Below are 22,539 nucleotides of genomic sequence, written 5' to 3'. Positions count from 1 at the left end.
GAACGTAGAGTGGCCGCACAGAGGGTTTCCCCATGGCCGCAGGCGATCTGGCCCTGGTGTTGCATGCCCACCTTCCCTATGTGCGCTCCGGAGAACCCGGTTCGCTCGAGGAGGACTGGTACTTCCAGGCTCTCCAGGAATGCTATCTGCCGCTGCTGGAGGTGCTGGAGCGGGCGGCCGCCGATCCCCAGCAACGGCCCAGGCTCACCCTCGGCCTCTCCCCCACCCTGCTGTCGCTGCTGAGCGACCGGGCCCTCAACGGTCGCTTCCCGGCCTGGCTGGCCCTGCGCCGCACCCTGCTCGACGGGGCCGCTCCCGACCTGGAGGTTCCGGCCCGGGAGCTGAAGGGCACCCTCTCGGCCATCGAGGCCCAGTGGCGGGAGATGGAGGGGGATCTCCTGCCCCGCTTCCGGCGGCTGCAGGAGCAGGGGGTCCTGGATCTGATCACCTGCGGGGCCACCCACGGTTATCTGCCCCTGCTGCGGGATTCACCGGAGGCGGTGCGGGCCCAGCTGCTCACCGCCGTGCGGGAGCACCAGCGGCTGCTCGGCCAGCGGCCCCTGGGCATCTGGCTGCCGGAGTGCGCCTACTACGAGGACCTCGACCGGCTCCTGGCCGAATGCGGCCTGCGCTATTCCCTGCTCGACGGCCACGGCCTGCTCCATGGCCTGCCCCGTCCCCGCTACGGCGTCTATGCGCCGATCTGCTCCCCGGCGGGGGTGGCCTTCTTCGCCCGTGACAGCGAATCCACCCTGCCGGTGTGGAGTGCCAGCCAGGGCTACCCGGGCGATGGGGCCTACCGGGAGTTCCACCGCGACCTGGGCTGGGACCTGCCCGAAGCGGACCTGGAGGCCCAGGGCATCCACGACCGCCGCCCCCTCGGGCTGAAGCTGCACCGGGTCACCGCCCAGGGCTGCCCCCTGGACGCCAAGGCGCCCTACGACCCCCAGCGGGCGGGCGAGCGGCTGATGGAGCACGCCGAGGCCTTCCTGCGGGGCCGCGCCGCCCAGATGGGGCAGCTGGCGGCCACGATCGAGCCGCCGCCGCTGCTGGTGGCCCCCTTCGATGCGGAGCTGTTCGGCCACTGGTGGTTCGAGGGGCCCCGGTTCCTGGCCGAGCTGTTCCGCCAGGGGCCGGCCCTGGACGTGCGCTTCACCCACCTGCGGGACGTGCTCAGCCAGAACCGGGCCCTGCAGGTCTGCCGGCCGGCCCCCTCCAGCTGGGGCCAGGGGGGCTACCACGACTACTGGCTCAACGACACCAACGCCTGGGTGGTGGCGGAGTGGCAGCGCGCCTCCCGGGCCATGGTGCAGCGGGTGAACCGGGGCGTGGGCAGCACCGCCCAGCGGGCCCTGCTCACCCAGGCGGGCCGCGAGCTGCTGCTGGCCCAGAGCTCCGACTGGAGCTTCATCCTGCGGGCCGGCACCACCACCGGCCTGGCGCGGGAGCGGATCCGCCGCCACCTCGACCGCTTCTGGCGCCTGATCGATGCCCTCGAGCACGGCACCGACCTGCCCCGGGAGTGGCTGGTTGGCGTGGAGCGGGAGGACGGGCTGTTCCCGCAGCTCAACGCCGCCGACTGGGCGACCAGGGCCTAGCGGCCTCCCTCAGAGAATCTGATCCAGGAAGCGGCGGGTGCGCTCGTGGCTGGGGTTGGTGAAGAACACCTCCGGTTCGGCCTCCTCCACCACCTCACCGTCGGCCATCAGCACCACCCGGTGGGCCACGTGGCGGGCGAACTTCACCTCGTGGGTAACCACCACCATGGTGATGTCGTCGGCGGCGAGATCCTGCATCACCTCCAGCACCTCCCGCACCATCTCCGGGTCGAGGGCGCTGGTGGGTTCATCGAACAGGAGGATGCGCGGTTCCATGCACAGGGCCCGGGCGATCGCCACCCGCTGCTGCTGACCCCCCGAGAGCTGGCCGGGATACTTGCCGGCTTGTTCGGCGATGCCGACCCGCTCTAGCAGAGCCCGGGCCTGCTTCTCCACCTCCGCCTTCGGGCGCTTGCGCACCAGCACCGGCGCCAGCGTCAGGTTGTCGAGCACCGAGAGGTGCGGGAACAGGTTGAACTGCTGGAACACCATGCCCACCTCCCGGCGGATGGCGTCGATGTTGCGCAGGTCGTTGGAGAGGACGATGCCGTCGACGGTGATGCTGCCCTTCTGAAAGTCCTCCAGGGCATTGAAGGTGCGGATGAAGGTGCTTTTGCCCGATCCCGAGGGGCCCATGATCACCACCACCTCGCCCCGCCGCACGGTGAGGCTGGCGCCGCGCAACGCCTGGAATCCGTTGGGATACCACTTCTCGACGGCCCGCGCCTCGATCATCAGTTCGCTGCTGGGTTGGCTCATGGGGCGGGACGTGGGATCGGAGCTGGGGAGGAGGGAAAGGGGAACGCGGCTCAGGTGGCGGAGGGCACGGCGTGGGGATCAAGCCGGCGCTCCAGGGCCCGGCTGCCCAGTCCGAGGGCGGCACAGCAGCCCCAGAACAGCACCGCCAGGGTGAGATACACCTCGCCGTTGCGGCCCAGGAAAGCCGGATTGGCCATCACGGTGCGGGCCGTGCCGAGCAGTTCCAGCAATCCGATCAGCGACAGCAGGGTGGTGTCCTGCAGGAGCGAGATGAACTGGCCCACCATGGCCGGCAGGGCCACCCGCAGGGCCTGGGGGAGCACCACGTGCTGCAGGGCCTTCGGGTAGGAGAGGCCGAGGGAGCGGGCGGCCTCCAGCTGGCCCCGGGGCACGGCCGCCAGGCCGGAGCGCACGGCCTCTGCCAGGTAGGCGGCGGCGAAGAAGGTGAGCACCCAGGCCGCCCGCCAGACCCGCTCGGGTGCCAGGCCGCCGGGCAGCAGGAAGCCGAGGATGTTCTGGCCGAGGAACAGCAGGGTGATCAGCGGCGCGCCGCGGATGAACTCGATGTAGACCACCGAGCCCCAGCGCAGCAGGGGCAGCTCGCTGCGGCGTCCCAGGGCGAGCAGCACCCCGATCGGAAAACAGAGCAGGATCGCGAAGCTGGAGGCCAGCAGGGTGAGCAGCAGGCCGCCCCATTCCGAAGGGGACACGGTGACCAGACCCAGGCCGCCGCTGATCAGCACCATGCCCACCAGGTAGAGCAGGGGCCACACCAGGGCGGCCAGCCGCCGGCCGGTGGGCGAAAGGTTCGCCCCGAAACGGCCGGCCAGCCAGCGGCAGAGAGCCAGCAGCAGCAGGAGCCCCCACCAGCGGGTCTGGATGGCGAGCGTGAGTCCGAGGGCCGAGGGCAGGGCCAGGGCGATCAGGGCGAGCAGCACCAGGGCCAGCCGGTCGTTGCGTGGCCACAGCACGCCCGTGCGGTCGGGACGGGGATGGGCGCGCAGCAGGCCCCAGGTGGCGCCGCTGGCCGCCACCAGCAGGGCGGTGAGCAGCCAGAGGCGCCACTGCTGCTCGATCGGGTAGCGGCCCACGGCGAACAGGGTGCTGTTGACCTTCACCACGGCCCACTGGGCCTGGGTGAGGGCCCAGCGCAGGAACCCGAAGGCCCCCAGGCTGAGCAGCGTGATCAGGGCGACGCTGAGCGCCCCATCGGCGGGGGTGGCGAACAGTTCGGCGCGCAGCCGTCTCAGGAGGGCGTTCATCTCAGCGCTCCCGGATCTGGACCAGGTGGTTGAGACCGTTCATCAGGGCCGAGATCAGCAGATCGAGGGTGAGGTAGGCGGCCAGCAGCACCAGGATCACCTCCACCGCCCGGCCGGTCTGGTTGAGGGTGGTTTCGGCCACGGAATAGAGGTCGGTGTAGCCCACGGCCACCGCCAGGGAGGAGTTCTTGGCCAGGGAGATGTACTGGGTGTTGAGCCCCGGCACGATCACCCGCAGGGACTGGGGCAGGACGATGCGGCGCAGGGTGGCGAACCAGCTCAGCCCCAGGGAGGAGGCCGCCTCCCACTGTCCCTTCGGCACGGCCGCGATGCCGCCCCGCACCACCTCGGCGATGAAGGCGCCCGAGTACACGATCAGGCCGGTGAGCAGGGCGCCGAACTCGACGCTCAGGCGCAGCGGCGCCTGCCAGACCTCGTTGACGAGGCTGGGCCCCATCCAGCGCAGCCCCTCGCCGAACCCGGCGATGTAGAGCCCCGATTTGGCCAGCACCACCCCGGGCAGCTGGATCGCCGCCAAGCCGTTCGGCAGGGTGAGGAACACCACGAAATACCAGAACACCAGCTGCAGCAGCAGGGGGATGTTGCGCACCACCTCCACGTAGACCCGCGCCAGCCGCCGGAGCAGGCCGTTGTGGCTGAAGGAGGCCATCCCCACCAGGGTGCCCAGCAGGGTGGCCCCCACCAGGCCCACCAGCACCGCCCGGATCGTGTTGACCAGACCGGCGGCCAGGGCGCGCCAGTAGGGCAGCTGGGCATTGAAGGGAATCACCGATTCCGAGATGTCGAAGCCGGCGGGCTGCTGCAGCCAGCGCCAGCTCAGCAGCAGCCCGGCGGCGGTGAGGTTGCGGATCAGATTGCCCAGCAGGAAGGCGATCAGCAGCAGCACCAGCAGGCCCACCACCGCCTGCACCACCCAGGGCACGATGCGGCGGTCGCGCCACCAGGGCGGCGATGGGGGAGTGGGTGGATGAGGGGCCGGGTCGGCGGGGGGCACCGGCGCCATCAACGGAAGGGCGGCGAGTAGATCAGGCCGCCGTCCTTCCACTGGCGGTTGAGGCCGCGGTCGAGCTTGAGGGCGGAGGCGGGCCCGACGTTGCGATCGAAGATCTCGCCGTAGTTACCGACGGCCTTCACCGCCTTGACCACGAAGTCGGGCGGCAGGCCGAGCTGCTTGCCGAAGTCACCCTCCACCCCCAGGAAGCGGCGCAGGTCGGCCTGGTTGGTGTTGGCCTTGGCTTCGGCCAGCTTGGCGTCCACGTTCGCCTGGGTGATGCCGCTCTCCTCGGCCTGCATCAGGCCGTAGACGATCCAGCGCACCGCATCGGCCCAGGCTGGATCACCGTTGGTGGTGGCTGGGGTGAGGGGCTCCTTGCTCATGACCACCGGCAGCAGGGTGTGGTCGTCCGGTTTGGGGAAGCTGGTGCGCTTGCCCGCCAGCTGGGAGCGGTCGCTGGTCACGGCCACGCAGCGGTCGCCGAGGTAGGCGGCGAAGGTCTGGTCGCTGGTCTGGAACTTCAGCGGCGTGTAGGGGATGTTCTGCTCCCGCATGCGGTCGGCCAGGTTGAGCTCGGTGGTGGTGCCGCTCTCGACGCAGATGGGCTTGCCGGCCAGGCCCTTGAGGTCCTTGATGCCGCTGGCCACAGGCACCAGCACCCCCTGGCCGTCATAGAAGGTGGTGGGGGCGAAGCTGAGGCCGTTGCCGCCGGCCGCGTCGCGGCTCAGGGTCATGGTGGTGTTGCGCGAGAGCAGGTCCACCTCGCCGCTGGCCAGGGCGGCGAAGCGCTCGCTGGAGTTCAGGTCCCGGTATTCCACCTTCTCGGGATCCCCCAGTACCGCGGCGGCCACCGCCTTGCAGACATCCACATCCAGGCCCAGGTACTTGCCGTCGGGGCCCACGAAGCTGAAGCCGGGCAGCTTGCCTTCTACGCCGCAGATCAGCTTGCCCCGCCCCGTGATCGTGGAGAGCTTCTGGCTCTGCACCCCGCCCCCATCGCCGGCGCAACCGGCGAGCAGGCCGGCGGCACAGAGGGAAACCACCAGGGAGCGGGTCCGGGTCCGGAACATGCCTGCGACGTAAAGGTGGCCGCATTGTTGCAGGTGCGCGCCGGTGCAGGTAGGCCCTGAGGAACCTCCTCAGCGGAAGGGGGGCGCGATGTGCAGACCGCCCTTGTTCCAGAGCCGGTTGAGGCCCCGCTCCAGGCCCAGGGGGGTGGCGCTGCCCAGGTGCCGCTCGAACAGCTCGCCGTAGTTGCCCACCGCCTTCACCACCCGCACCGTGAAGTCGGCGGGCAGGCCCAGCTGGCGGCCGAAATCCCCCTCCACCCCCAGGAAGCGGCGCGCTTCGGCCTGGCTGGGGTCCCGCCGGGCCGCGGCGAGGCGGGCTTCGACGTTGGCCTGGGTGAGGCCGCTCTCCTCCGCCTGGACCAGGGTGTGGGTGACCCAGCGCACCGCATCGGCCCAGGCCGGATCCGCCTGGATCGTCACCTTGGCGCTGGGCTCCTTGCTGAGGAGATCGGGGAGCAGCACGTGGGCCGCCGGCTGCTTGAAGCCGCTGCGCTTGGCCGCCAGCAGGGAGCTGTCGCTGGTGATGGCGGCGCAGCGACCCTGCTCGTAGGCCGGGTAGGCCTGCTCGCCCGACTGGAAGCGCAGCGGCTGGTAGGCGACCCCCAGTTCCCGCATGCGATCGGCCAGGTTCAGCTCAGTGTTGGTGCCGCTCTCGACGCAGATCGGCTTGCCCGCCAGCTCCCGCAGGCTGCGGACACCGCTGGCCGCGGGCACCATCACCCCCTGGCCGTCGTAGAAGAACACGGGGCCGAAGCTGAGGGCATTGCCCCCTGGTGCGTCGCGGCTGAGGGTGTGGGTGGAGCTGATCGAGAGCAGGTCCACCTCGCCGCTGCCCAGGGCCACGAAGCGCTCCCCCGCCGTCACCGGCCGGAACTCCACCTTGGCGGGGTCCCCGAGGACGGCGGCGGCCACGGCTCGGCAGAAATCGGCGTCGATGCCCACGAAGGCCCCGCCCGGTCCCACCGTGCTGAAGCCGGGCACCGCCCCGTCAACGGCGCAGATCAGCCGTCCCCGCTCGCGGATCTTGGCCATGGTGGGGCTGCCGGGGGCGTCGTTGCCGGCGGCGCAGCCCACCAGGCTGGCGACCAGGCCGCCAAGGGCCGCCAGCCGCAGCGCCCCGCTCATCCGGGCAGGATCACCCGGTCGATGACGTGCACGATGCCGTTGTCGCAGACGATGTCGGCGGAGACGACGGTGGCGTTCTTGACCTCGAAGGGGTCCGCCCGGCGGATCGCCACCGGAGCCCCCTCCAGGCTCTCCCATTCCGGCTGCTCAATCAGTTGCTCCCGCCGGTAGGCGCCGGAGAGCACATGGAATTTGAGGATCCGGGCCAGCTGGGGGACGTTGTCCACCAGGGTCTGGACCGTGCCGGGGGGGAGGGCGGCGAAGGCGTCGTCGACGGGGGCGAAGACGGTGAAGGGGCCGGGGCTCTCCAGGGCGCCGGTGAGTCCGGCCACCTCGACGGCGGTCAGCAGGGTGCCGAAGCAGCCGGCACCCTTGGCGGTTTCGATGATGTTGGCCATGGGGGTCTCCTAGCGGTAGTCCGGGGTCTGGATCTGGGGCAGGCGTGCCTCAGGGCGCAGGAAGCGATCCATCTGGGCCTCGAAGAAGCGCCGGTTGGCCATCAGGTGTTCCGGATCGGTGTCATCCAGCGGATAGAGCAGGGCGCAGCGCAGGGCCTGGATCACCGCCGAGGTGACGTTGTACATGGAGCGCTGGAAGGTGATGCCCAGCTGGATGAGCTTGTCCTCATCGCCACGCTTGTGCTGCTTGTAGAGCTCCTCCAGATAGGGCGGCAGGAAATGCAGCATGTCCTGCATCAACAGGGTGGGAGGGATGCCGGCCGATCCCACGGGGAACACGTCGGCATAGAGGATGCCGTAGTGGAAATCGGCCTGATCGGCAGGAACCTGATAGGCCTGGGCGTTGTAGCTCTTGGTGCCGCGAAATGGCGCCGTGCGATAGAAGACCGCCTCCACGTAGGGGAGAGCCGCTTCATAGAGCCAGGTGAAGCCTTCGCTCTTGGGGATGATCTCGAAACACTCGCCCTTGATGTAGACGTGGTGATAGATGGGCCGGCCCGCCACCGCGAAGATGCCATTCACCAGGAAGTTCATGGCGTCGGGAACACCCTTGAAACCTCCCTCGTCGTAGATGTCGCTCATCTCGAAGAACACCGGCGCCATCACCTCCCAGAACAGGCCGAGGTTGGCGTAGTAGCTCATCTTCTTCACCTGCTCCATGAACATCTCAGGGAACAGGCGATAGAGCCCGAGCATCAGCGGGTTGCCGCGGAAGTAGGCCTTGATGGCGCGATCGGCGTTGACCCGGTAAGCGTCACTGGCGAGATAGTCGTAGAAGCGGCCGCCCATGCCCTGATGCCAGAGCATGGCTTCCATGCACGCCTCGGCGAACTCCATGTTGATCCGGTCGTGCCAGAGGTGATGGAGCAGCTTCGACATCTTGCCGGTTTCGCCCTTCTCCATGAACTCCAGAAGTTCAGGATGGGCCTTTTCACCACCACGCCAGATCCGCAGCTTCGACTGATCGCCGGCGTAGGAGTTGGGCAGATCCAGGTACTCCTGGGAGGGGAAGTACTTGAAGGCCGGCAGGGGATCGAGAAACACCTGCTCGGCGATATAGAGCAGGTCGCGCCAGTAGAAGTCCATCGGCACGGCATAGGCCTTGTAGATGCCGATGATCTGCATCAGGTTCTCCGGCGTGTCCGGCAGCATCGAGCCGCCGGCCTCCAGCCGGTGGATCACATCGGCATAGCGATGGGTGGAGGGCGGGATCAGGGGAGCGGTGACGGGCTCGGGGGTCGTGGCGGTGGGGGGCGTCATGACGTGCGCAGCTCCGAGGCGGAAGGGAGGGTGACGGCGACCAGGGGGGAGGTGGCGGCGGCGAGGGTGAGGGGCTGGGCGGCATCCCGGCTGAGGAACGGCTGGGTGCGCAGGGCCAGGCCAGTGGATTCGGTCTCACTCCAGCCCGTGAGGGCCGTCGGCCAGAGGCCCGCCGCGATCACCAGAACGGTGAGGGCCATGGCCGGCGCCCGCTCGCTCCAGCAGGTGGAAGTCCAGTCGGCGCGCTCGTTGTCGAGGCGGCCGAAGCCCACCCTGTTGAACAGGCGGATGGCGTAGACGGCGGTGAAGCCCGAGGCGATCAGGCTGACCAGGGTGGCGCGGGGGAAGGTGGTCCAGCTGCCCTCGAACACCAGCAGCTCGGCAGGGAAGCCCGCCAGGCCGGGGATGCCGGCGGCCGCCATCATGGCCAGCAGCAGCATGCCCATGGTGAACGGCAGTCCCCGCAGGGGGTTCATCAGGCCGGAGAGCTCGGGGATGGCGGTGGTGCCGGTCTTGCGCTCGATCAGCCCCACGCAGGCGAACAGCAGGGCCACGATGATGCCGTGGGCGAGCATCTGGGCCACCGCCCCCTGCAGGCTGAGGGGTGTGGCCGCCGAGAGCCCAAGCACCAGCAGGCCCATGTGGCCGAGGGAGCTGAAGGCCATCAGGCGGCGGATGTCGCTCTGGGCGATGGCGTTGAGCGCCCCGTACACCGCGCTGATGGCACCGGCGGCGGCGATCCAGGGCGACCAGGCGGCCCAGATGTCAGGAAGGAAGCCCACGCCGAAGCGCAGCAGGCCGTAGGCGCCCAGCTTGGAGACGGAGCCCGCCAGCAGCATCACCACCGGTGTGGGGGCCTGGCCGTAGGTGAAGGGCTGCCAGCCGTGCAGGGGAAAGACGGGAAGCTTGAGGCCGAAGGAGAGCAGCAGCAGGGCCAGGATCCAGCGTTGGGCCGTGGGGGAGAACTGGGCCTGGCGAAGATCCTCGAAAGCGAAGAGCGGACCGGCGGGATTGAACCAGGCGAAGGCCAGCACGGCCGCCAGCAGGGCCAGGCCGGAGACGGCGCTGTAGAGCAGGAAACGCACCGCGGCACCGGCCCGTTTCTTGCCCCCCCAGACCGCCACCAGCAGGGTGATCGGAATCAGCACCAGCTCGAAGGCCAGGAGGAACAGCAGGGCGTTGCGGGCCAGCAGACCCGTGACGACACCCAGGTTGGTGGCCAGCATCAGGGAGAAGAACAGCCGCGGCCGGGACTGGTCAGCCGCTGCCGAGAGAATCGAAAGCGACGTGATCAGCGCGGTGAGCAGCACCAGCGGCAGCGAGAGGCCATCCAGACCGAGATCGAGCCGGAGCCCGAGTTTCGGCAGCCAGGACAGCTGCAGGTCGGCGGGGGGGTGCTGCCAACAGAGCAGGCCCACCAGGAGCTGAAGGGCGCCGAACAGGGCCGCGATGCCGCGGACCCGAACGGAAGGAACGGTTGCCGGCAGCAGGGGCAGCAGCAGGGTGCCGGCTAGGGGTGCGGCCAGGAGAAGCAGGAGCGAGGACGATCCCATCAGCGGAACGGGCGAACGAGTTCGGACGGAACGGAAGGGGCGGAGGCCAGCAGCCAGGCGGCCATCAGCAGCACCCCGAGAAGGAGGGTGAGGGCATAGGCCTGGGTGCGGCCGGAGGTGGTGAAGCTGAGGCGGCGTGCACCCTCGAGGGCGGCACTGCCGGAGGCACCACTGAAGCCCTCGAACAGCCGGTCATCCGACCAGGCGCTGATCCGGGCCAGGGCCACCACCAGCCACACCACGGTGCGGTGGTAGAAGCGCTCGGTCTGCATGTCGTGGGCCAGCCAGTCCTGCAGGCCGCCGAGGGCTGCGGGCAGATGGGCCAGGGGGTGGGGCCGCAGGTAGAACACCGCCGAGAGGCCGCCGCCCACGAGGGTGGAGATCAGCAGGGGCACCGCCAGCGGACCCCAGCCCGGAAGGGGGGACAGGGCGAAGACGCCGTTGATCACCATCAGCTGCGGCAGGTGCAGCACCAGACCCATGAGCACGAAGGTGGGCAGGGCCATCAGCCACAGCACCTCCGGGGAGCGGGTGGTGAATACCGACGGACGCCCGCCCCAGATCAGACCGAACACCCGGATCAGGCCGGCGCTGATCAGGGCATTGGTGAGCAGCACCAGGGAACCGAGCAGCACCGGATGGGAGCTCTCGGCCGTGAGCTCCATGAGCTCGCGCAGGGCGGCGAAGCCACCGAACGGCGGCAAGGCCATCAGGCCGGCGGCGCCTGTGAGGAAGGCCAGGCCCATCAGCGGACGCTTGCTCCACAGGCCCCCGAGCTGGGTGAGGTCCTGGGTGACGTTGGTGATCACGATGGCGCCGATCACCATCAACATCAGCGCCATCGGCAGGGGATACACCAGCATCAGGTGATCGGCCACGCTGATACCGCCCAGACCCACCGCCACGAACAGCAGGCCGAGCCAGCTGCTCACAAGGAAGGAGAGGGCGCGCTTCACATCGATCTGGGCGAGGGCGATCAGGGAGGCCACCAGCGCAGTGGTTCCGCCCACGATCACGAGCACGGTCTGAACCAGGGGACTCAGTTCGATCAGGGGCTCGAGCCGCAGCAGCACCCAGGCGCCGCCCACCACCACCACGGAGTTACGGAGCACGGTGGAGGGCAAGGGGCTCTCCATGGCCTCATCGAGCCACAGGTGCAGGGGGATCTGGGCGCATTTGCCCATCGGCCCGGCGATCAGGGCCAGCAGGATCAACGGCAGAACCTGGGGAAGGGGGTTGCCGTTGTTGACCTGATCGGCGGCCCAGGCCTGCAGCCCGTGGAAGTTCCAGGTGCCGGTGATCGGCAGCAGGGCGATCAGGCCCGCCAGCAGGATCAGGTCGCCGATCCGCTTGGTGAGGAACGCATCGCGGGCGCCCTTGACCACCAGGGGCTGGTTGTACCAGGTGCCCACGATCAGGTAGGTACCCAGGGTGAGCAGCTCGAGGATCACATAGCTGAAGAACAGCGAGTCCGTGAGCACCAAGGCGCAAAGACCGGCCTCGAAGAAGCTCAGGGACCCGAAGAAGCGGGGCCAGCCCCAGTCCATCTCCAGATAGCCGATGGCGTAGATCTGCACCAGCACATGCAGGCCGGTGATCACCGTCATGGCGATCAGGGCCGGCTCGGTGATCAGGCCGTCGAAGCCCACCTTGAGCCCGGCGGTCTCCAGCCAGGTCCAGCCGAAGGCGAGGGGCTTGTAGAGAGCGGCCGCACCGGCGCCGGAATTGGAATGCAGCGCCATCAGCGCGGCGGAGCTGTGGACGAAGGCCACGCTCACCAGGGTGAGGTTGAGATAGCCGCAGGGGCGTGGGCCCGTGCGGGAGATCAGCCCCGGAGACCAAAGCAGCGACAGCAGGGACGCCACCAGGGGGTAGAGGGGGACCAGCCAGGCCGTCTGGGCGAAGAACAGGGTCATGGCGGGAGAACGGTCGGGACCGGAGATGGCCCGCGTGGTGGCGAACACTAAGATCCCAGGCGCCGGGCGGAGGCCTTTCCAGGAAGGAAAGACCTATGGGTTCACCAAGTACTCGTTATCAGTCGGCCCGGGGCAGTGCGGGACTCAGGCGTCGGCGCTGCGATGGCGGCGCCACAGACGCCACACCTTCTCGAGCTCCAGATAGAGGAAGAAGACCAGACTGAAGCCCACGCAGATGCCCAGGTCGCGGGCGGACAGGGGAACGGTGCCGAAGAATTTGGCCAGCACCGGCACGTAGAGGAGCGACAACTGCAGCAGGGTGGTGAACACCACTGCCCCCAGCAGCCAGGGGTTGGTGAAGGGATTCACCTGCACCAGCGGACGGTCGCTGCGGGCCGCCAGGGCATGACCCATCTGGGCGAGGCACAGCATCGTGAAGACCATCGTCTTCCAGGGGGCACCGGCCCGCGAGGCCAGCACCATCATCGTGATCGTGATGGCGGCGAATACCACGCCGATGCGCAGGATGTAGCTGCCGATCCCCCGGGCGAAGATCGATTCGCCCGGTTCGGCGGGCGGGCGCTGCATCAGGCCGGCCTCGCCGGGCTCCAGGGCCAGGGCCAGGGCGGGCACGCCGTCGGTGACCAGGTTCATCCAGAGGATCTGGATCGGGGTCATCGGAACCCCCACCAGCCCCAGCAGCGGGGCCGAGGCGATGGTGATCAGCTCGCCGACGTTGCTGCCGAGGATGTACTTGATGAAGCGGCGGATGTTGGCATACACCAAGCGGCCCTGCTCCACCGCATTGACGATCGTGGCGAAGTTGTCATCGAGCAGCACCATGTCGGAGGCCTCCTTGCTCACCTCGGTGCCGGTGATGCCCATGGCCACGCCGATATGGGCCTGCTTCAGGGCCGGGGCGTCGTTGACGCCGTCGCCGGTCATGGCGACGATCTGCCCGAGGCCCTGGAGGGCCTTGACGATGCGCAGCTTCTGCTCCGGGGCCACCCGCGCGTAGACGTTGCAGCGGCCGACGATCGCGGCCAGCTGGCCGGCATCGGCCTCCTCCAGCTGGCGGCCGAGCACCACCTCGGCTCCGTCGTCCACCAGGCCGATGTTGACGCCGATGGCCCGGGCGGTGAGGGGATGGTCGCCGGTGATCATCACCGGGCGGATGCCGGCCTCGCGGCAGCGGGAGACAGCCAGGGCCACCTCGGGGCGGGCGGGATCCAGCTGGGCCATCAGGCCGAGCAGCACTTGGTGCTCCAGTTCGTGCTCGGGGCTGGGGTGGTGGGGGGCGCAGGCGAAGGCGAGCACCCGCAGGCCGGAGGCGGCCAGGTCCCTGGCCTGCTCCAGCCACCACTGGCGCTGGTCGTCGCTCAGGACCGCCACGCCGGGCCCATCGAGCCAGCGGTCACAGGTGCCGAGAATCACCTCGGGGGCCCCCTTGCTGATCATCAGGGTGGCCGAACCGGCGGCACTGGCCCCTAGGGGGGCCTGCAGGCTGCCCTCGCTGTCCTGCACCCAGACGGCCATCAGCTGGCGTTCGGAGCTGAAGGGGATCTCCGCTTCCCGCTTGTAGTGGCTGCGCAGGGCGAAGCCATCGAGATCGGCCTTCGCGGCCGCCACCACCAGGGCCCCCTCGGTGGGATCACCGAGGATCTCCCAGCGCCCGTCCGGCTCCTGCTTGAGTTCGGCGTCGCTGCACAGGACCCCGGCCTGGAGCAGCAGATTTCGGCCACCTGCGGCAAGGCCGCCCGCGGCACCCGCTGGCGGGGCCAGGTCGGTGGCGCGGAACTCACCGTGGGGGTCGTAGCCGTTGCCGCTCACCGCCAGGGCCGTGGTGCCGCTGCGCAGCTCCTGCACCACCTGGCGGTTGAGGGTGAGGGTGCCGGTCTTGTCGGTGCAGATCACCGTGACCGAGCCCAGGGCCTCCACCGCCGGCAGGCGGCGGATCAGGGCGGCCCGCTGCACCATCCGCTGGGTGCCGATCGCCAGGGTCACGGTGATCACCGCCGGCAGACCCTCGGGGACGATCGCCACGGCCATCGACAGGGCCACCTCCAGCAGGTCGAGCAGGCGCTGCCCCAGCAGCCAGCCCAGCAGCACCACCACGGCCACCAGGGCCAGGGCGGAGCCCACCAGCACGTTGGCCAGGCCATCGAGCCGTTCCTGCAGCGGTGTGGTCTCGCCACCCGCTGTGTTGATCATCTCGGCGATCTTGCCCAGTTCGGTCTGCATGCCCGTGGCGGTGACCACCCCCAGGCCGCGGCCGCGCACCACCTCGGTGCCCTGGAACAGGCAGTTCTGGCGCTCCAGGACCGGCGTGGAGGGTTCCAGCACCAGCACGGCCAGCTTGTTCACCGCTTCGGCCTCGCCGGTGAGGGCCGCTTCCCGCAGGCCCAGCTCGGCCACCTCCAGCAGGCGGGCATCGGCCGGTACCCGGTCGCCCGCCTCCACCCGGATCAGGTCCCCGGGCACCAGCTGCTCGCTCGGCAGCCGTTCCCAGATGCCGTCCCGGCGCACGGTCACCAGGGGCTGGGCCATGTCGCGCAGGGCCTGCAGGGCCTGCTGGGCGCGGCTTTCCTGCAGGTAGCCCAGCAGGGCGTTGAGGCCCACGATCAGCACGATGGCGATCGCATCCTTGGGGAACCGCTGGGCGGCGTAGGCCACACCTGCGGACACTGCCGCCACGGCCAGCAGCATGATCAGCATCACGTTGCTGAACTGGTCCCAGAGGATGCGCAGGTTGCTGCGCCCCGCCTTGAGTTCCAGTCGGTTCAGACCCACCCTGGCCAGGCGTTCGGCGCACTGGGCGGTGCTCAGCCCTTCGCTGCTGGCCTCCAGCGCCTGCAGGCAGGCCTCAGGTGCCAGGGCGTGCCAGGCGGTCGCGGTGGCGGGAGCGGTCAACGCGGCGGATCACGGGTGGCCCAAACCTTAGGCATGGGTTCGTCCGGCTCCCGTTCGCCCTGCACTCCTGACGGCTGCAGCCGCCGCTCCAGCAGCACCAGCCCCACCACGGTGGTGACGGTCACCATCAACACAAGAGAGGAGAACTGGACGGCATCGATCAGTCCCTGGTTCAGCGCCGTGGTGGCGAACACCAGCCCCGGCAGGCCCCGGGGGATCAGGCCGAACACCACGAGCCAGCGATCGACCCCCGCCCGCCGGTCGTGGCGATCGATGCCCAGGCCGCAGGCCAGCTTGCTGAGCAGGGCCATCACGATCAGGGCCGCCGCCAGGCTCCAGGCCGCCGGCTGCAGCAGGGTGCCGGCGTCGATGCGCATCCCCACGCTGATGAAATAGAGGGGCAGGAACACCTCGGAGAGCACGGTCAGCACCCGCTGCACCTCCCCCTCCACCGGCCCCAGCCGGGCCATCAGCACCCCGCCCCAGAGGGCCCCCAGCAGGCTGGTCAGGCCGCAGGCCTCCCCCAGCCAGGCCGAACCGATCAGCAGCATCAGGATCGCCAGGGCGCTGGTGGGCCGCCGGCTGTGGCGGCGTGCCCAGTGGGTCACCGCCAGCCAGCTCAGCCCCGCCAGCAGCACCCCCAGCAGCGGCCCGGTCCAGCCGATCCCCTGCGTTCCCAGGCGCAGGCCCGCGCTGGCGGTGGCGATCGCCAGCAGGCCGATGGCCGGGAGGTCATCCAGCACCGACACCCCCACCAGCAGCCGGCCGGAGGGGGTCTGCAGGGCGCCGCGCTGGGACAGGAGCCGCAGGGTCACACCGGTGCCGGTGGCACTCAGCACCGCCAGGCACAGCAGGGTGGTGGGGATGGACAGGTCGAACAGGGTCCTGAGGGGCCAGAAGGCCAGCAGGGGTGTGCAGAAGCTCAGCGCCACCGTGCGCAGGATCGCGGCCCGGCGGGAGCTGAGCAGATCGCCGCGCACCTCCAGGCCCACCTGGAAGAACAGGGTGAGCACCCCCAGCTCCGTCAGGCCGCTCAGGGGTGCCATCGCCTCGAACGGCACCACGGTGTTGCCGAGGACGAAGCCCAGCACGAGTTCGATGACGATCGCCGGCACGGCCAGGCGCGCCATCCAGCCTTCCGAGAGGCGGGCCAGCAGCACCCCCAGCAGCAGGATCAGGAGGGTGCTCAGCAGCGTGGGTTGTCCCATGGCACGGATCGGCCCAGGCGGATGGCGGACGGCTCGGTACGGCCTGGGACGGGCTGCCCGACGGCCCCTAGCGTCCTAGGGCATCCCATGGGCGAGTCGACGACGCATGGCCGGCCTCGAGAACCTGCGGCGCCGGCTCATCGGCACTCCCCTGCCCACCAGCGCCCACCACGAGGAGCGCTACAGCAACGCCGAGGCCCTGGCGATCCTCAGCTCCGACGCCCTCTCCTCGGTGGCCTACGCGACCCAGGAGATTGTGCTGGTGCTGGGGATGGGCGGAGCGGCAGCCCTCGGTTACACCCTGCCGATCACGGCCCTGATCGTGGGTCTGATGCTGGTGGTGGCCAGCAGCTACCGCCAGACGATCAAGGCCTACCCCCACGGGGGAGGCTCCTACCGGGTCTCCCAGCAGAACCTCGGGCAGACGGCGGGCCTGGTGGCCGGGGCTTCGCTCTCGATCGACTACGTGCTCACGGTGGCGGTGAGCGTGGCCGCCGGCATCGCCGCCCTCACCTCCTATGTCCCGGCGCTGGCACCCGAGCGGGTGCCCCTCTGCCTGCTGGCGGTGTTGCTCGTCATGCTCGCCAACCTGCGCGGGGTGAGCTCCAGCGCCCGGTTCCTGAGCGTGCCCACCTATCTGTTCATGGCCGCCGTCGTCACCCTGCTGGTGGCCGGGGCGATCAAGACCGGGCTTGGCCAGCTCCCCCCCCTGCCGGTGGCGGAGCAGCAGCGGCTGCTGGAGGCGGCCCACCAGGGCAGCCAGGGGCTGCAGGTCATCGGCCCCCTTCTGCTGATGCGGGCCTTCAGCTCCGGCTGTGCCGCCCTCACCGGCATCGAGGCGATCAGCGACAGCGTCGCCGCCTTCCGGCCCACCGAGTGGCGCAACGCCCGCCGGGTGCTGGTGGTGATGGTGCTGATGCTGGCCGTGATGTTCAGCGGCATCAGCGCTCTGGCCAGCCAGAGCGGCCTGGTGGTGGAGGACAACGGACCCACGCTCCTCTACCAGCTGGGCGAGCTGATCTTCGGGAATGGGCCGCTGCTGTTCGTGCTGCAGTTCGCGACGCTGCTGATCCTGCTGCTCGCCGCCAACACGGCCTATGCCGATTTTCCGCGGCTGGCCGCCTTCCTGGCCCAGGACGGCTTCCTGCCCCGCCAGCTCTCCTCCCTCGGGGACCGGCTGGTGTTCAGCAACGGCATCCTGGCCCTGAGCGCCCTGGCCGGCCTGCTGCTGGTGCTGGTGGAAGGCAGTGTCAGCCGCCTCATCCCCCTCTATGCCGTCGGGGTGTTCATCAGCTTCACCCTGTCCCAGGCCGGGATGGTGATGCACTGGTGGAAGCTGCAGGACCGGGGCTGGCGCACCAGGGCCCTGGTCAACGGGGTGGGGGCGACGATCACCGCCGTGGTGGGGGCGGTGCTGCTGATCAGCAAGTTCACCCAGGGGGCCTGGGTGGTGGTGCTCGCCATCCCCCTGCTGGTGCTGATGTACCTCCGCATCCGCACCCACTACGACCATGTGGCCAGGCGCCTGCGCATCGTCTCCGACGGGCGGCTGACGTTGCCGGATCCCCCGCCTCCCGGCGACGGCACCCCCACGGTGGTGCTGGTGGGCCAGCTGCATCGGGGCAGCTACGAGGCCCTCTGCTTCGCCCGCAGCGTCGCCAGCGACCTGGTGGCCGTCCACGTCGATCTCGCCGGTGACCAGGGGGAGGCCTTCCGCGCCCAGTGGAGCCGCCAGCTGCCGGATGTGCCCCTGGAGGTGCTGCCCTCCCCCTACCGCTCCCTGGTGGACCCGGTGACCCGGTTCGTGGGGCGCTTCGAGCAGCAGCACCACAAGGACCGCCACGCCTTCTGCATGGTGGTGCTGCCGGTGTTCGTCACCCGGCACCGCTGGGAGAACCTGCTCCACAACCAGTCGACGATCCGCCTGCGGCGCGCCCTGCGCGAGCACGGCACCCGGGTCGTCACTACGGTCGGCTTCTACCTCTGAACGGCCCCATGCAAGCGTTCCTCACGGTCGCCGCCACGCCGGAAGGCCTGATCACCCTGGCGGTGTTCGCTGGGGCGATGGTGCTGTTCGTCACCGGCTGGCTGGCTCCGGAGGTCACCGGCCTGCTGGCGGCCGCCCTGCTGGTCAGTTTCAAGGTGCTCAAGCCCGATGAGGCGGTGCAGGGCTTCGGCAGCCCCGCCCTGATCACCCTGATGGGCCTGTTCGCCGTCTCCGCCGGGTTGTTCCGCAGCGGCGGCCTCGACCGGCTGCGGGCCCTGATCGGCTCCGATGCGGTCCGCAGCCCGAAGCGGATGATCGCCCTGATGGTGGGGGTGGTGGCCCCCATCTCCGGCTTCATCCCCAACACCCCGATCGTGGCCACCCTGCTGCCGGTGATCGAGGGCTGGTGCCACCGCCGCGGCGTCTCCCCATCGAAGGTGCTGTTGCCCCTGTCGTTCGCCACCGTGCTGGGCGGCACCATCTCCCTGCTCGGCACCTCCACCAACCTGCTGGCCAGTGATGTGAGCCGCCAGCTGGGTTTCGGCTCCCTGGAACTGTTCAGTTTCACGGCCATCGGCATCCCCGTGTGGCTGCTGGGGGGGCTGTACATGGTGCTGGTCTCCGACCGCCTGCTGCCCGACCGCGGCCAGGGGGATGAGGACCTGCTGGGCGGCCTCGCCCGCGACGGCTACCTCACCGACGTGCTGATCCCGGAACAGTCCGAGCTGATCGGCCAGTCGCTGCACAACAGCCGCCTGCAGCGGCGCTTCGACGTGGACGTGCTGGAGCTGCACCGGGGCCAGGACAGCTTCAGCGCCCCCCTGGCCGACCTGCCCCTGCAGGCCGGCGACCGGTTGCTGCTGCGCTGCAACCGGGACAACCTGCTGCGTCTCCAGCAGGAGCACACCGTCACCCTCGCCCCGATCGGCGAGCAGGAGGAGGATCTGCGCGAGCTCGCCGGCGAGACCACCTCCCCCCAGCGGGTGGTGGAGGTGCTGCTGCCCAACGGCTCCACCCTGGCAGGGGCCAGCGTGCGGGACATGCGCTTTCGCCAGCGCTACAACGCCACCCTGCTGGCGGTGCGGCGGGGCAACCAGGTGCTGCGGGAGCTGCTCGGCCGGGTGGTGCTCCAGGCCGGTGATGTGCTGCTGCTGCAGGCCCCGGTGGATGCCATCCGCGGCCTGCAGGCCAACAACGACCTGGTGCTGCTCGACGAGCTCGAAAAGGACCTGCCCACCACCGATCGCAAGCTCGTCGGCATGGTGATCGCGGGCCTGATGATCCTGCTGCCGATGTTCAAACTGCTGCCGCTGATGGCCGCGGTGCTGCTGGCCATGGTGGCGATGGTGGCCACGGGCTGCCTGCGCTCCGGCGAGCTGCTGCGCTCCGTCCGCTGGGACGTGATCCTGCTGCTGGGCTCCCTCTCCTGCTTCAGCGTGGCGATGCAGAAGACCGGCCTGGCGGAGGCCCTGGCCACCGACCTGCTGCACTCCCTCAAGGGCTGGCCGGCCTACGGGGTGCTGCTGGTGGTGTTCGTGCTGGGACAGCTCTTCACCGAGGCCCTCAGCAACGGCACCACCGTGGTGCTGCTGATCCCGATCGCCACCGAACTGGCCAAGGGGCTGGCGCTGCCGCCGATGGCCTTCATCTTCGCGATCACCTTCGCCGCCAGCCAGAGCTTCCTCACCCCGATCGGCTACCAGACCAACCTGATGGTGTTCGGCCCCGGTCGCTACCGCTTCCTGGACATGGCCCGCTACGGAGCACCGCTCACGATCACCCTGGCCCTGGTGGTGCCCTGGCTGATCTGTCGGCACTTCGGGCTCTAGGCGGGCGGCTCCCCGCCATCGGACTCCAGGGCCGCCTCCTCGAAGCGGCCCACCAGCTTCGGCACCACCAGCACGATCACCAGCAGCACCAGGGCGCCGAGGCCGAACTCAACGACCCCTTTCACCATCTGATCGAAGGGGATCCAGCGCCCCCCGAGCCAGGCCAGGCCCACCATCGTCGAGGCCCAGAGCACCGCCCCCAGCATGTTGAACAGCAGGAAGCGGCGGTAGGGCATGCGCACCGCGCCGGCGATGGGGCCGGCCAGCACCCGCAGCACCGCCACGAACCTGCCCAGCAGCACCGACTTGCCGGCGTGGCGCAGGAAGCGTTCGCGCAGGGCCTCCATCTGCTCCGGGGTCCGGCCCAGCAGCCGACCGACCCGCAGCAGCAGCCCCCAGCCCGCCCGGCGCCCCACCCAGTAGCCGAGGTTGTCCCCCAGGATCGCCCCGCCGGCCGCCGCGCCCATCACCCCGAGCACCTGCAGCTGGCCGCTGCCGGCCGCGTAGCCCGCCAGCAGGGTGACGGTCTCGCCGGGCAGGGGCACGCCGGCGTTCTCCAGCAGCATGGCGCCGAACACCACCCAGTATCCCCAGTCCTGCAGGAGGGTCTGAAGCGTGGTGAGGCTGATGGTCCCGTCGAACACGGCCAGGGGCCAGGCCATCGCAACGTGGAAGGAATCCAGACCCTATCTCCCCGGCCAGGCCAGTGTTCCGGTGCTGAGCCAGCGGCGGCGGCGCAGCCGGTTGGCGTGGGGCCCCGGCCAGGTGAAGCGGGGCAGGTCCAGGGCCGGGCTGGCGGGGGTGACCAGGGCGGCGTCGACGGTGGCCACCTGGAGGTAGTGGCGGCCGCAGATTTCCGCGTCGCCTGGCAGATGGCTGTTGAAGGGGTAGGAGAAGGCCCGGGGGGCCTCCCCCAGCACCTGCTCGAGCTCGGCGGCCGAGCGGCTCAGTTCCTCCTCGAATGCCTCCGGGCTGATGTTGCAGCGCGGGACATGGTGATGGCCGTGGCTGCCCAGCTCATGGCCGGCCTCCCGGGCCCGGCGCAGGTGGGCGGCGGTGGGATACAGGCGCTCGGCCGCCGCCGCCAGTTCGCCGGCCGTGCCCCAGCGCTCCGCCAGCTCCGCCAGCAGCTCCCGCACCCGCACCACGGGGTTGCCATCCCGCAGCTGGGCGATCAGGGCCGCGCCCTCCAGGTCGGCCGGCAGATCCAGCCGCTGGCGGGCCAGCTGCTCCAGCCGGGGCGCCAGGGTGGGATGGGCGCCATACCAGTAGAGGGCGTGCTCCCAGACCAGCTCCCCGCCGGCGTCCATCGCCGTGGACTGGAAGAAAACGGCCGGGATGCCCAGGCCCTGGAGCACGTCCATCCCCTGTTCGTAGTTGCAGCGCAGGCCGTCATCGAAGCTGACGATCACCCCGAACTCGGAGCCGGTGGGGAAGCGTCCGGCCCGCAGGTCGGCGTAGGTGAGGAAGCGGGCGCCGCGGCGCTGCAGGACACCGAGCTCGGCGGCCAGCTCCTCGGGGGGAATCGGCGGTACCCCGAAGCGGTCGAGGAAGGGCTCCCGGCCAGGCTCGTCCACCCGGTGGTACAGCAGACACAGAACCTTCCCCCGCAGACGCCGCAGCCAGAGGCGATCCAACGGCGGCAGGAACAGCAGGTCCGCCGCCCGGTTGGCGGCCCGCCCCAGGCGGCTCATGGCTGATCCCCCCGCACCACCCGCACGGCCCCGTCGCGGCGCGCCTGGTTGGCCAGGTAGTCGCGCACCAGGCCCCGGGCGATGCGGCGGTTGGCCATCAGCCGCTGCCAGGGCTCATAGACGTAGCCGGTGCGCCGCAGGAACAGCTTGCCCTTCTCCCACTGGGGCACCCGCGGCGCGGTGCCGGCCTCGAGCCGGCGGGCCGCCTCGATCAGCAGCTCGATGCCCACCTGGAAGCTGCGCACCTCGATGGTCTCGACGTTGTCGTCGGGCTGCATCGGCACGTGGGCCGACAGGATGATGTCGCCGCTGTCGATGCCGGGGTCGATGTGGTGCACGGTGACGCCCACCAGCTCCGGATGCCCCTCCATGAGCATGTAGAGGTTGCAGTTGGCGCCGCGGGAATAGGGCGACAGCCCGGTGTGCAGGTTGATGATGCCGTGGCGGAGGGTGGGGATCAGCTCCAGCACCGGCGCCCGCAGCAGCTGGGTGCCGTTCACCAGGACGATGTCGGGGGCGACCTGGCGCAGGAAGTCGGCGGTGCGCTGCTCGTTGATGGCCGAGGTGACCAGCACCGGCACCCCGTCCGGCAGCTCGGGCGGGGCGCCGTCCCGGTGGAACAGCTGGCGCTGCAGGGCGGCGCCGCGGCGGTCGTGGGGCCGCAGCAGCAGCCGGGCGATCAGCTGGCGCAGCAGCCGCAGGGGGCGGCGGTATTTGGCCAGGCGGGAGAGGGTGCTGCGGCTGGCCGGCGGCGACACCTGCAGCACCACCCCCACCAGGGTGAAGTCCTCGGCCGCCCGCCGCACCAGGTGGCGCTGGTAGAGGCCGTCGCAGCAGAGCACCGCCACCCGCAGGGAGCTCACGGCCATGGAACCGCCGATCGCAGCATCATCTG

General features: G+C 70.1%; 17 protein-coding genes. 3 read left to right on the top strand and 14 right to left on the bottom strand.

Going from position 1 to position 22,539, the window contains the following annotated elements; genetic code table 11:
• Window positions 1-32: 32 nt before the first annotated feature.
• Entirely contained in the window at window positions 33-1,598 is a 1,566-nt protein-coding gene (locus tag KUG39_RS07995; RefSeq protein WP_216914193.1) for a glycoside hydrolase family 57 protein, read from the top strand.
• Window positions 1,599-1,607: 9 nt separating this feature from the next.
• Here the strand turns inward: KUG39_RS07995 and KUG39_RS07990 are convergent, their stop codons facing one another.
• From KUG39_RS07990 to KUG39_RS07940, 11 genes are all read right to left on the bottom strand, one after another.
• Window positions 1,608-2,357 (bottom strand): amino acid ABC transporter ATP-binding protein, encoded by a 750-nt coding sequence (locus KUG39_RS07990; protein WP_094586053.1) that lies wholly within the window; start codon window positions 2,355-2,357, stop codon window positions 1,608-1,610.
• 50 nt (window positions 2,358-2,407) lie between these two features.
• Window positions 2,408-3,619 (bottom strand): amino acid ABC transporter permease, encoded by a 1,212-nt coding sequence (locus tag KUG39_RS07985; RefSeq protein WP_216914191.1) that lies wholly within the window; start codon window positions 3,617-3,619, stop codon window positions 2,408-2,410.
• Between the two features lies 1 nt (window position 3,620).
• The gene (locus KUG39_RS07980; RefSeq protein ID WP_216914189.1) at window positions 3,621-4,643 is read right to left on the bottom strand and encodes an ABC transporter permease subunit; all 1,023 of its coding nucleotides are present in this window, start codon (window positions 4,641-4,643) and stop codon (window positions 3,621-3,623) included.
• Window positions 4,643-5,704 carry an amino acid ABC transporter substrate-binding protein gene (locus KUG39_RS07975; protein WP_094586050.1) on the bottom strand — a complete coding sequence of 354 codons (1,062 nt, stop codon included), beginning with the start codon at window positions 5,702-5,704 and terminating at the stop codon, window positions 4,643-4,645. The genes KUG39_RS07980 and KUG39_RS07975 overlap by 1 nt, the downstream gene beginning before the upstream one ends.
• 69 nt (window positions 5,705-5,773) lie before the next feature.
• Window positions 5,774-6,829 carry an amino acid ABC transporter substrate-binding protein gene (locus tag KUG39_RS07970; RefSeq protein WP_216914187.1) on the bottom strand — a complete coding sequence of 352 codons (1,056 nt, stop codon included), beginning with the start codon at window positions 6,827-6,829 and terminating at the stop codon, window positions 5,774-5,776.
• Window positions 6,826-7,227 (bottom strand): fasciclin domain-containing protein, encoded by a 402-nt coding sequence (locus KUG39_RS07965; protein ID WP_094586048.1) that lies wholly within the window; start codon window positions 7,225-7,227, stop codon window positions 6,826-6,828. The genes KUG39_RS07970 and KUG39_RS07965 overlap by 4 nt, the downstream gene beginning before the upstream one ends.
• Before the next feature lie 9 nt (window positions 7,228-7,236).
• The gene (locus KUG39_RS07960; RefSeq protein WP_216914185.1) at window positions 7,237-8,547 is read right to left on the bottom strand and encodes a CO2 hydration protein; all 1,311 of its coding nucleotides are present in this window, start codon (window positions 8,545-8,547) and stop codon (window positions 7,237-7,239) included.
• Window positions 8,544-10,100 carry an NADH-quinone oxidoreductase subunit M gene (locus tag KUG39_RS07955; protein ID WP_216914183.1) on the bottom strand — a complete coding sequence of 519 codons (1,557 nt, stop codon included), beginning with the start codon at window positions 10,098-10,100 and terminating at the stop codon, window positions 8,544-8,546. Before KUG39_RS07955 ends, KUG39_RS07960 begins: the two co-directional genes overlap by 4 nt.
• Window positions 10,100-12,016, bottom strand: a complete 1,917-nt coding sequence (locus KUG39_RS07950) for an NAD(P)H-quinone oxidoreductase subunit F (protein ID WP_216914244.1) — start codon at window positions 12,014-12,016, stop codon at window positions 10,100-10,102. The genes KUG39_RS07955 and KUG39_RS07950 overlap by 1 nt, the downstream gene beginning before the upstream one ends.
• A gap of 144 nt (window positions 12,017-12,160) precedes the next feature.
• Window positions 12,161-14,926, bottom strand: a complete 2,766-nt coding sequence (locus KUG39_RS07945) for a cation-translocating P-type ATPase (protein WP_216914181.1) — start codon at window positions 14,924-14,926, stop codon at window positions 12,161-12,163.
• On the bottom strand, window positions 14,923-16,134 hold the full coding sequence (locus tag KUG39_RS07940) for a cation:proton antiporter (protein WP_216914179.1): 1,212 nt from the start codon (window positions 16,132-16,134) through the stop codon (window positions 14,923-14,925). Before KUG39_RS07940 ends, KUG39_RS07945 begins: the two co-directional genes overlap by 4 nt.
• A gap of 106 nt (window positions 16,135-16,240) precedes the next feature.
• Here KUG39_RS07940 and KUG39_RS07935 point away from each other — a divergent pair, with 106 nt between their 5' ends.
• Window positions 16,241-18,121 (top strand): APC family permease, encoded by a 1,881-nt coding sequence (locus KUG39_RS07935; protein ID WP_216914177.1) that lies wholly within the window; start codon window positions 16,241-16,243, stop codon window positions 18,119-18,121.
• Between the two features lie 8 nt (window positions 18,122-18,129).
• Window positions 18,130-19,950, top strand: a complete 1,821-nt coding sequence (locus KUG39_RS07930; protein WP_190609262.1) for an SLC13 family permease — start codon at window positions 18,130-18,132, stop codon at window positions 19,948-19,950.
• Here KUG39_RS07930 and KUG39_RS07925 read toward each other — a convergent pair.
• From KUG39_RS07925 to KUG39_RS07915, 3 genes are read right to left on the bottom strand one after another with little or no spacing between them, the layout of a single operon-like run.
• Window positions 19,947-20,612, bottom strand: a complete 666-nt coding sequence (locus KUG39_RS07925; RefSeq protein WP_216914175.1) for a DedA family protein — start codon at window positions 20,610-20,612, stop codon at window positions 19,947-19,949. The genes KUG39_RS07930 and KUG39_RS07925 overlap by 4 nt on opposite strands.
• A 24-nt stretch (window positions 20,613-20,636) precedes the next feature.
• The gene (locus tag KUG39_RS07920) at window positions 20,637-21,644 is read right to left on the bottom strand and encodes a polysaccharide deacetylase family protein (RefSeq protein ID WP_216914173.1); all 1,008 of its coding nucleotides are present in this window, start codon (window positions 21,642-21,644) and stop codon (window positions 20,637-20,639) included.
• The gene (locus KUG39_RS07915) at window positions 21,641-22,513 is read right to left on the bottom strand and encodes a formyl transferase (RefSeq protein ID WP_216914171.1); all 873 of its coding nucleotides are present in this window, start codon (window positions 22,511-22,513) and stop codon (window positions 21,641-21,643) included. Before KUG39_RS07915 ends, KUG39_RS07920 begins: the two co-directional genes overlap by 4 nt.
• Window positions 22,514-22,539: the final 26 nt, after the last annotated feature.

Source organism: Synechococcus sp. CCAP 1479/10, from assembly GCF_019038515.1.
Lineage (GTDB): Bacteria > Cyanobacteriota > Cyanobacteriia > PCC-6307 > Cyanobiaceae > Cyanobium.
Note: the sequence above shows the minus strand (reverse complement) of the source record. Positions and strands in the feature narration are given on the sequence as shown.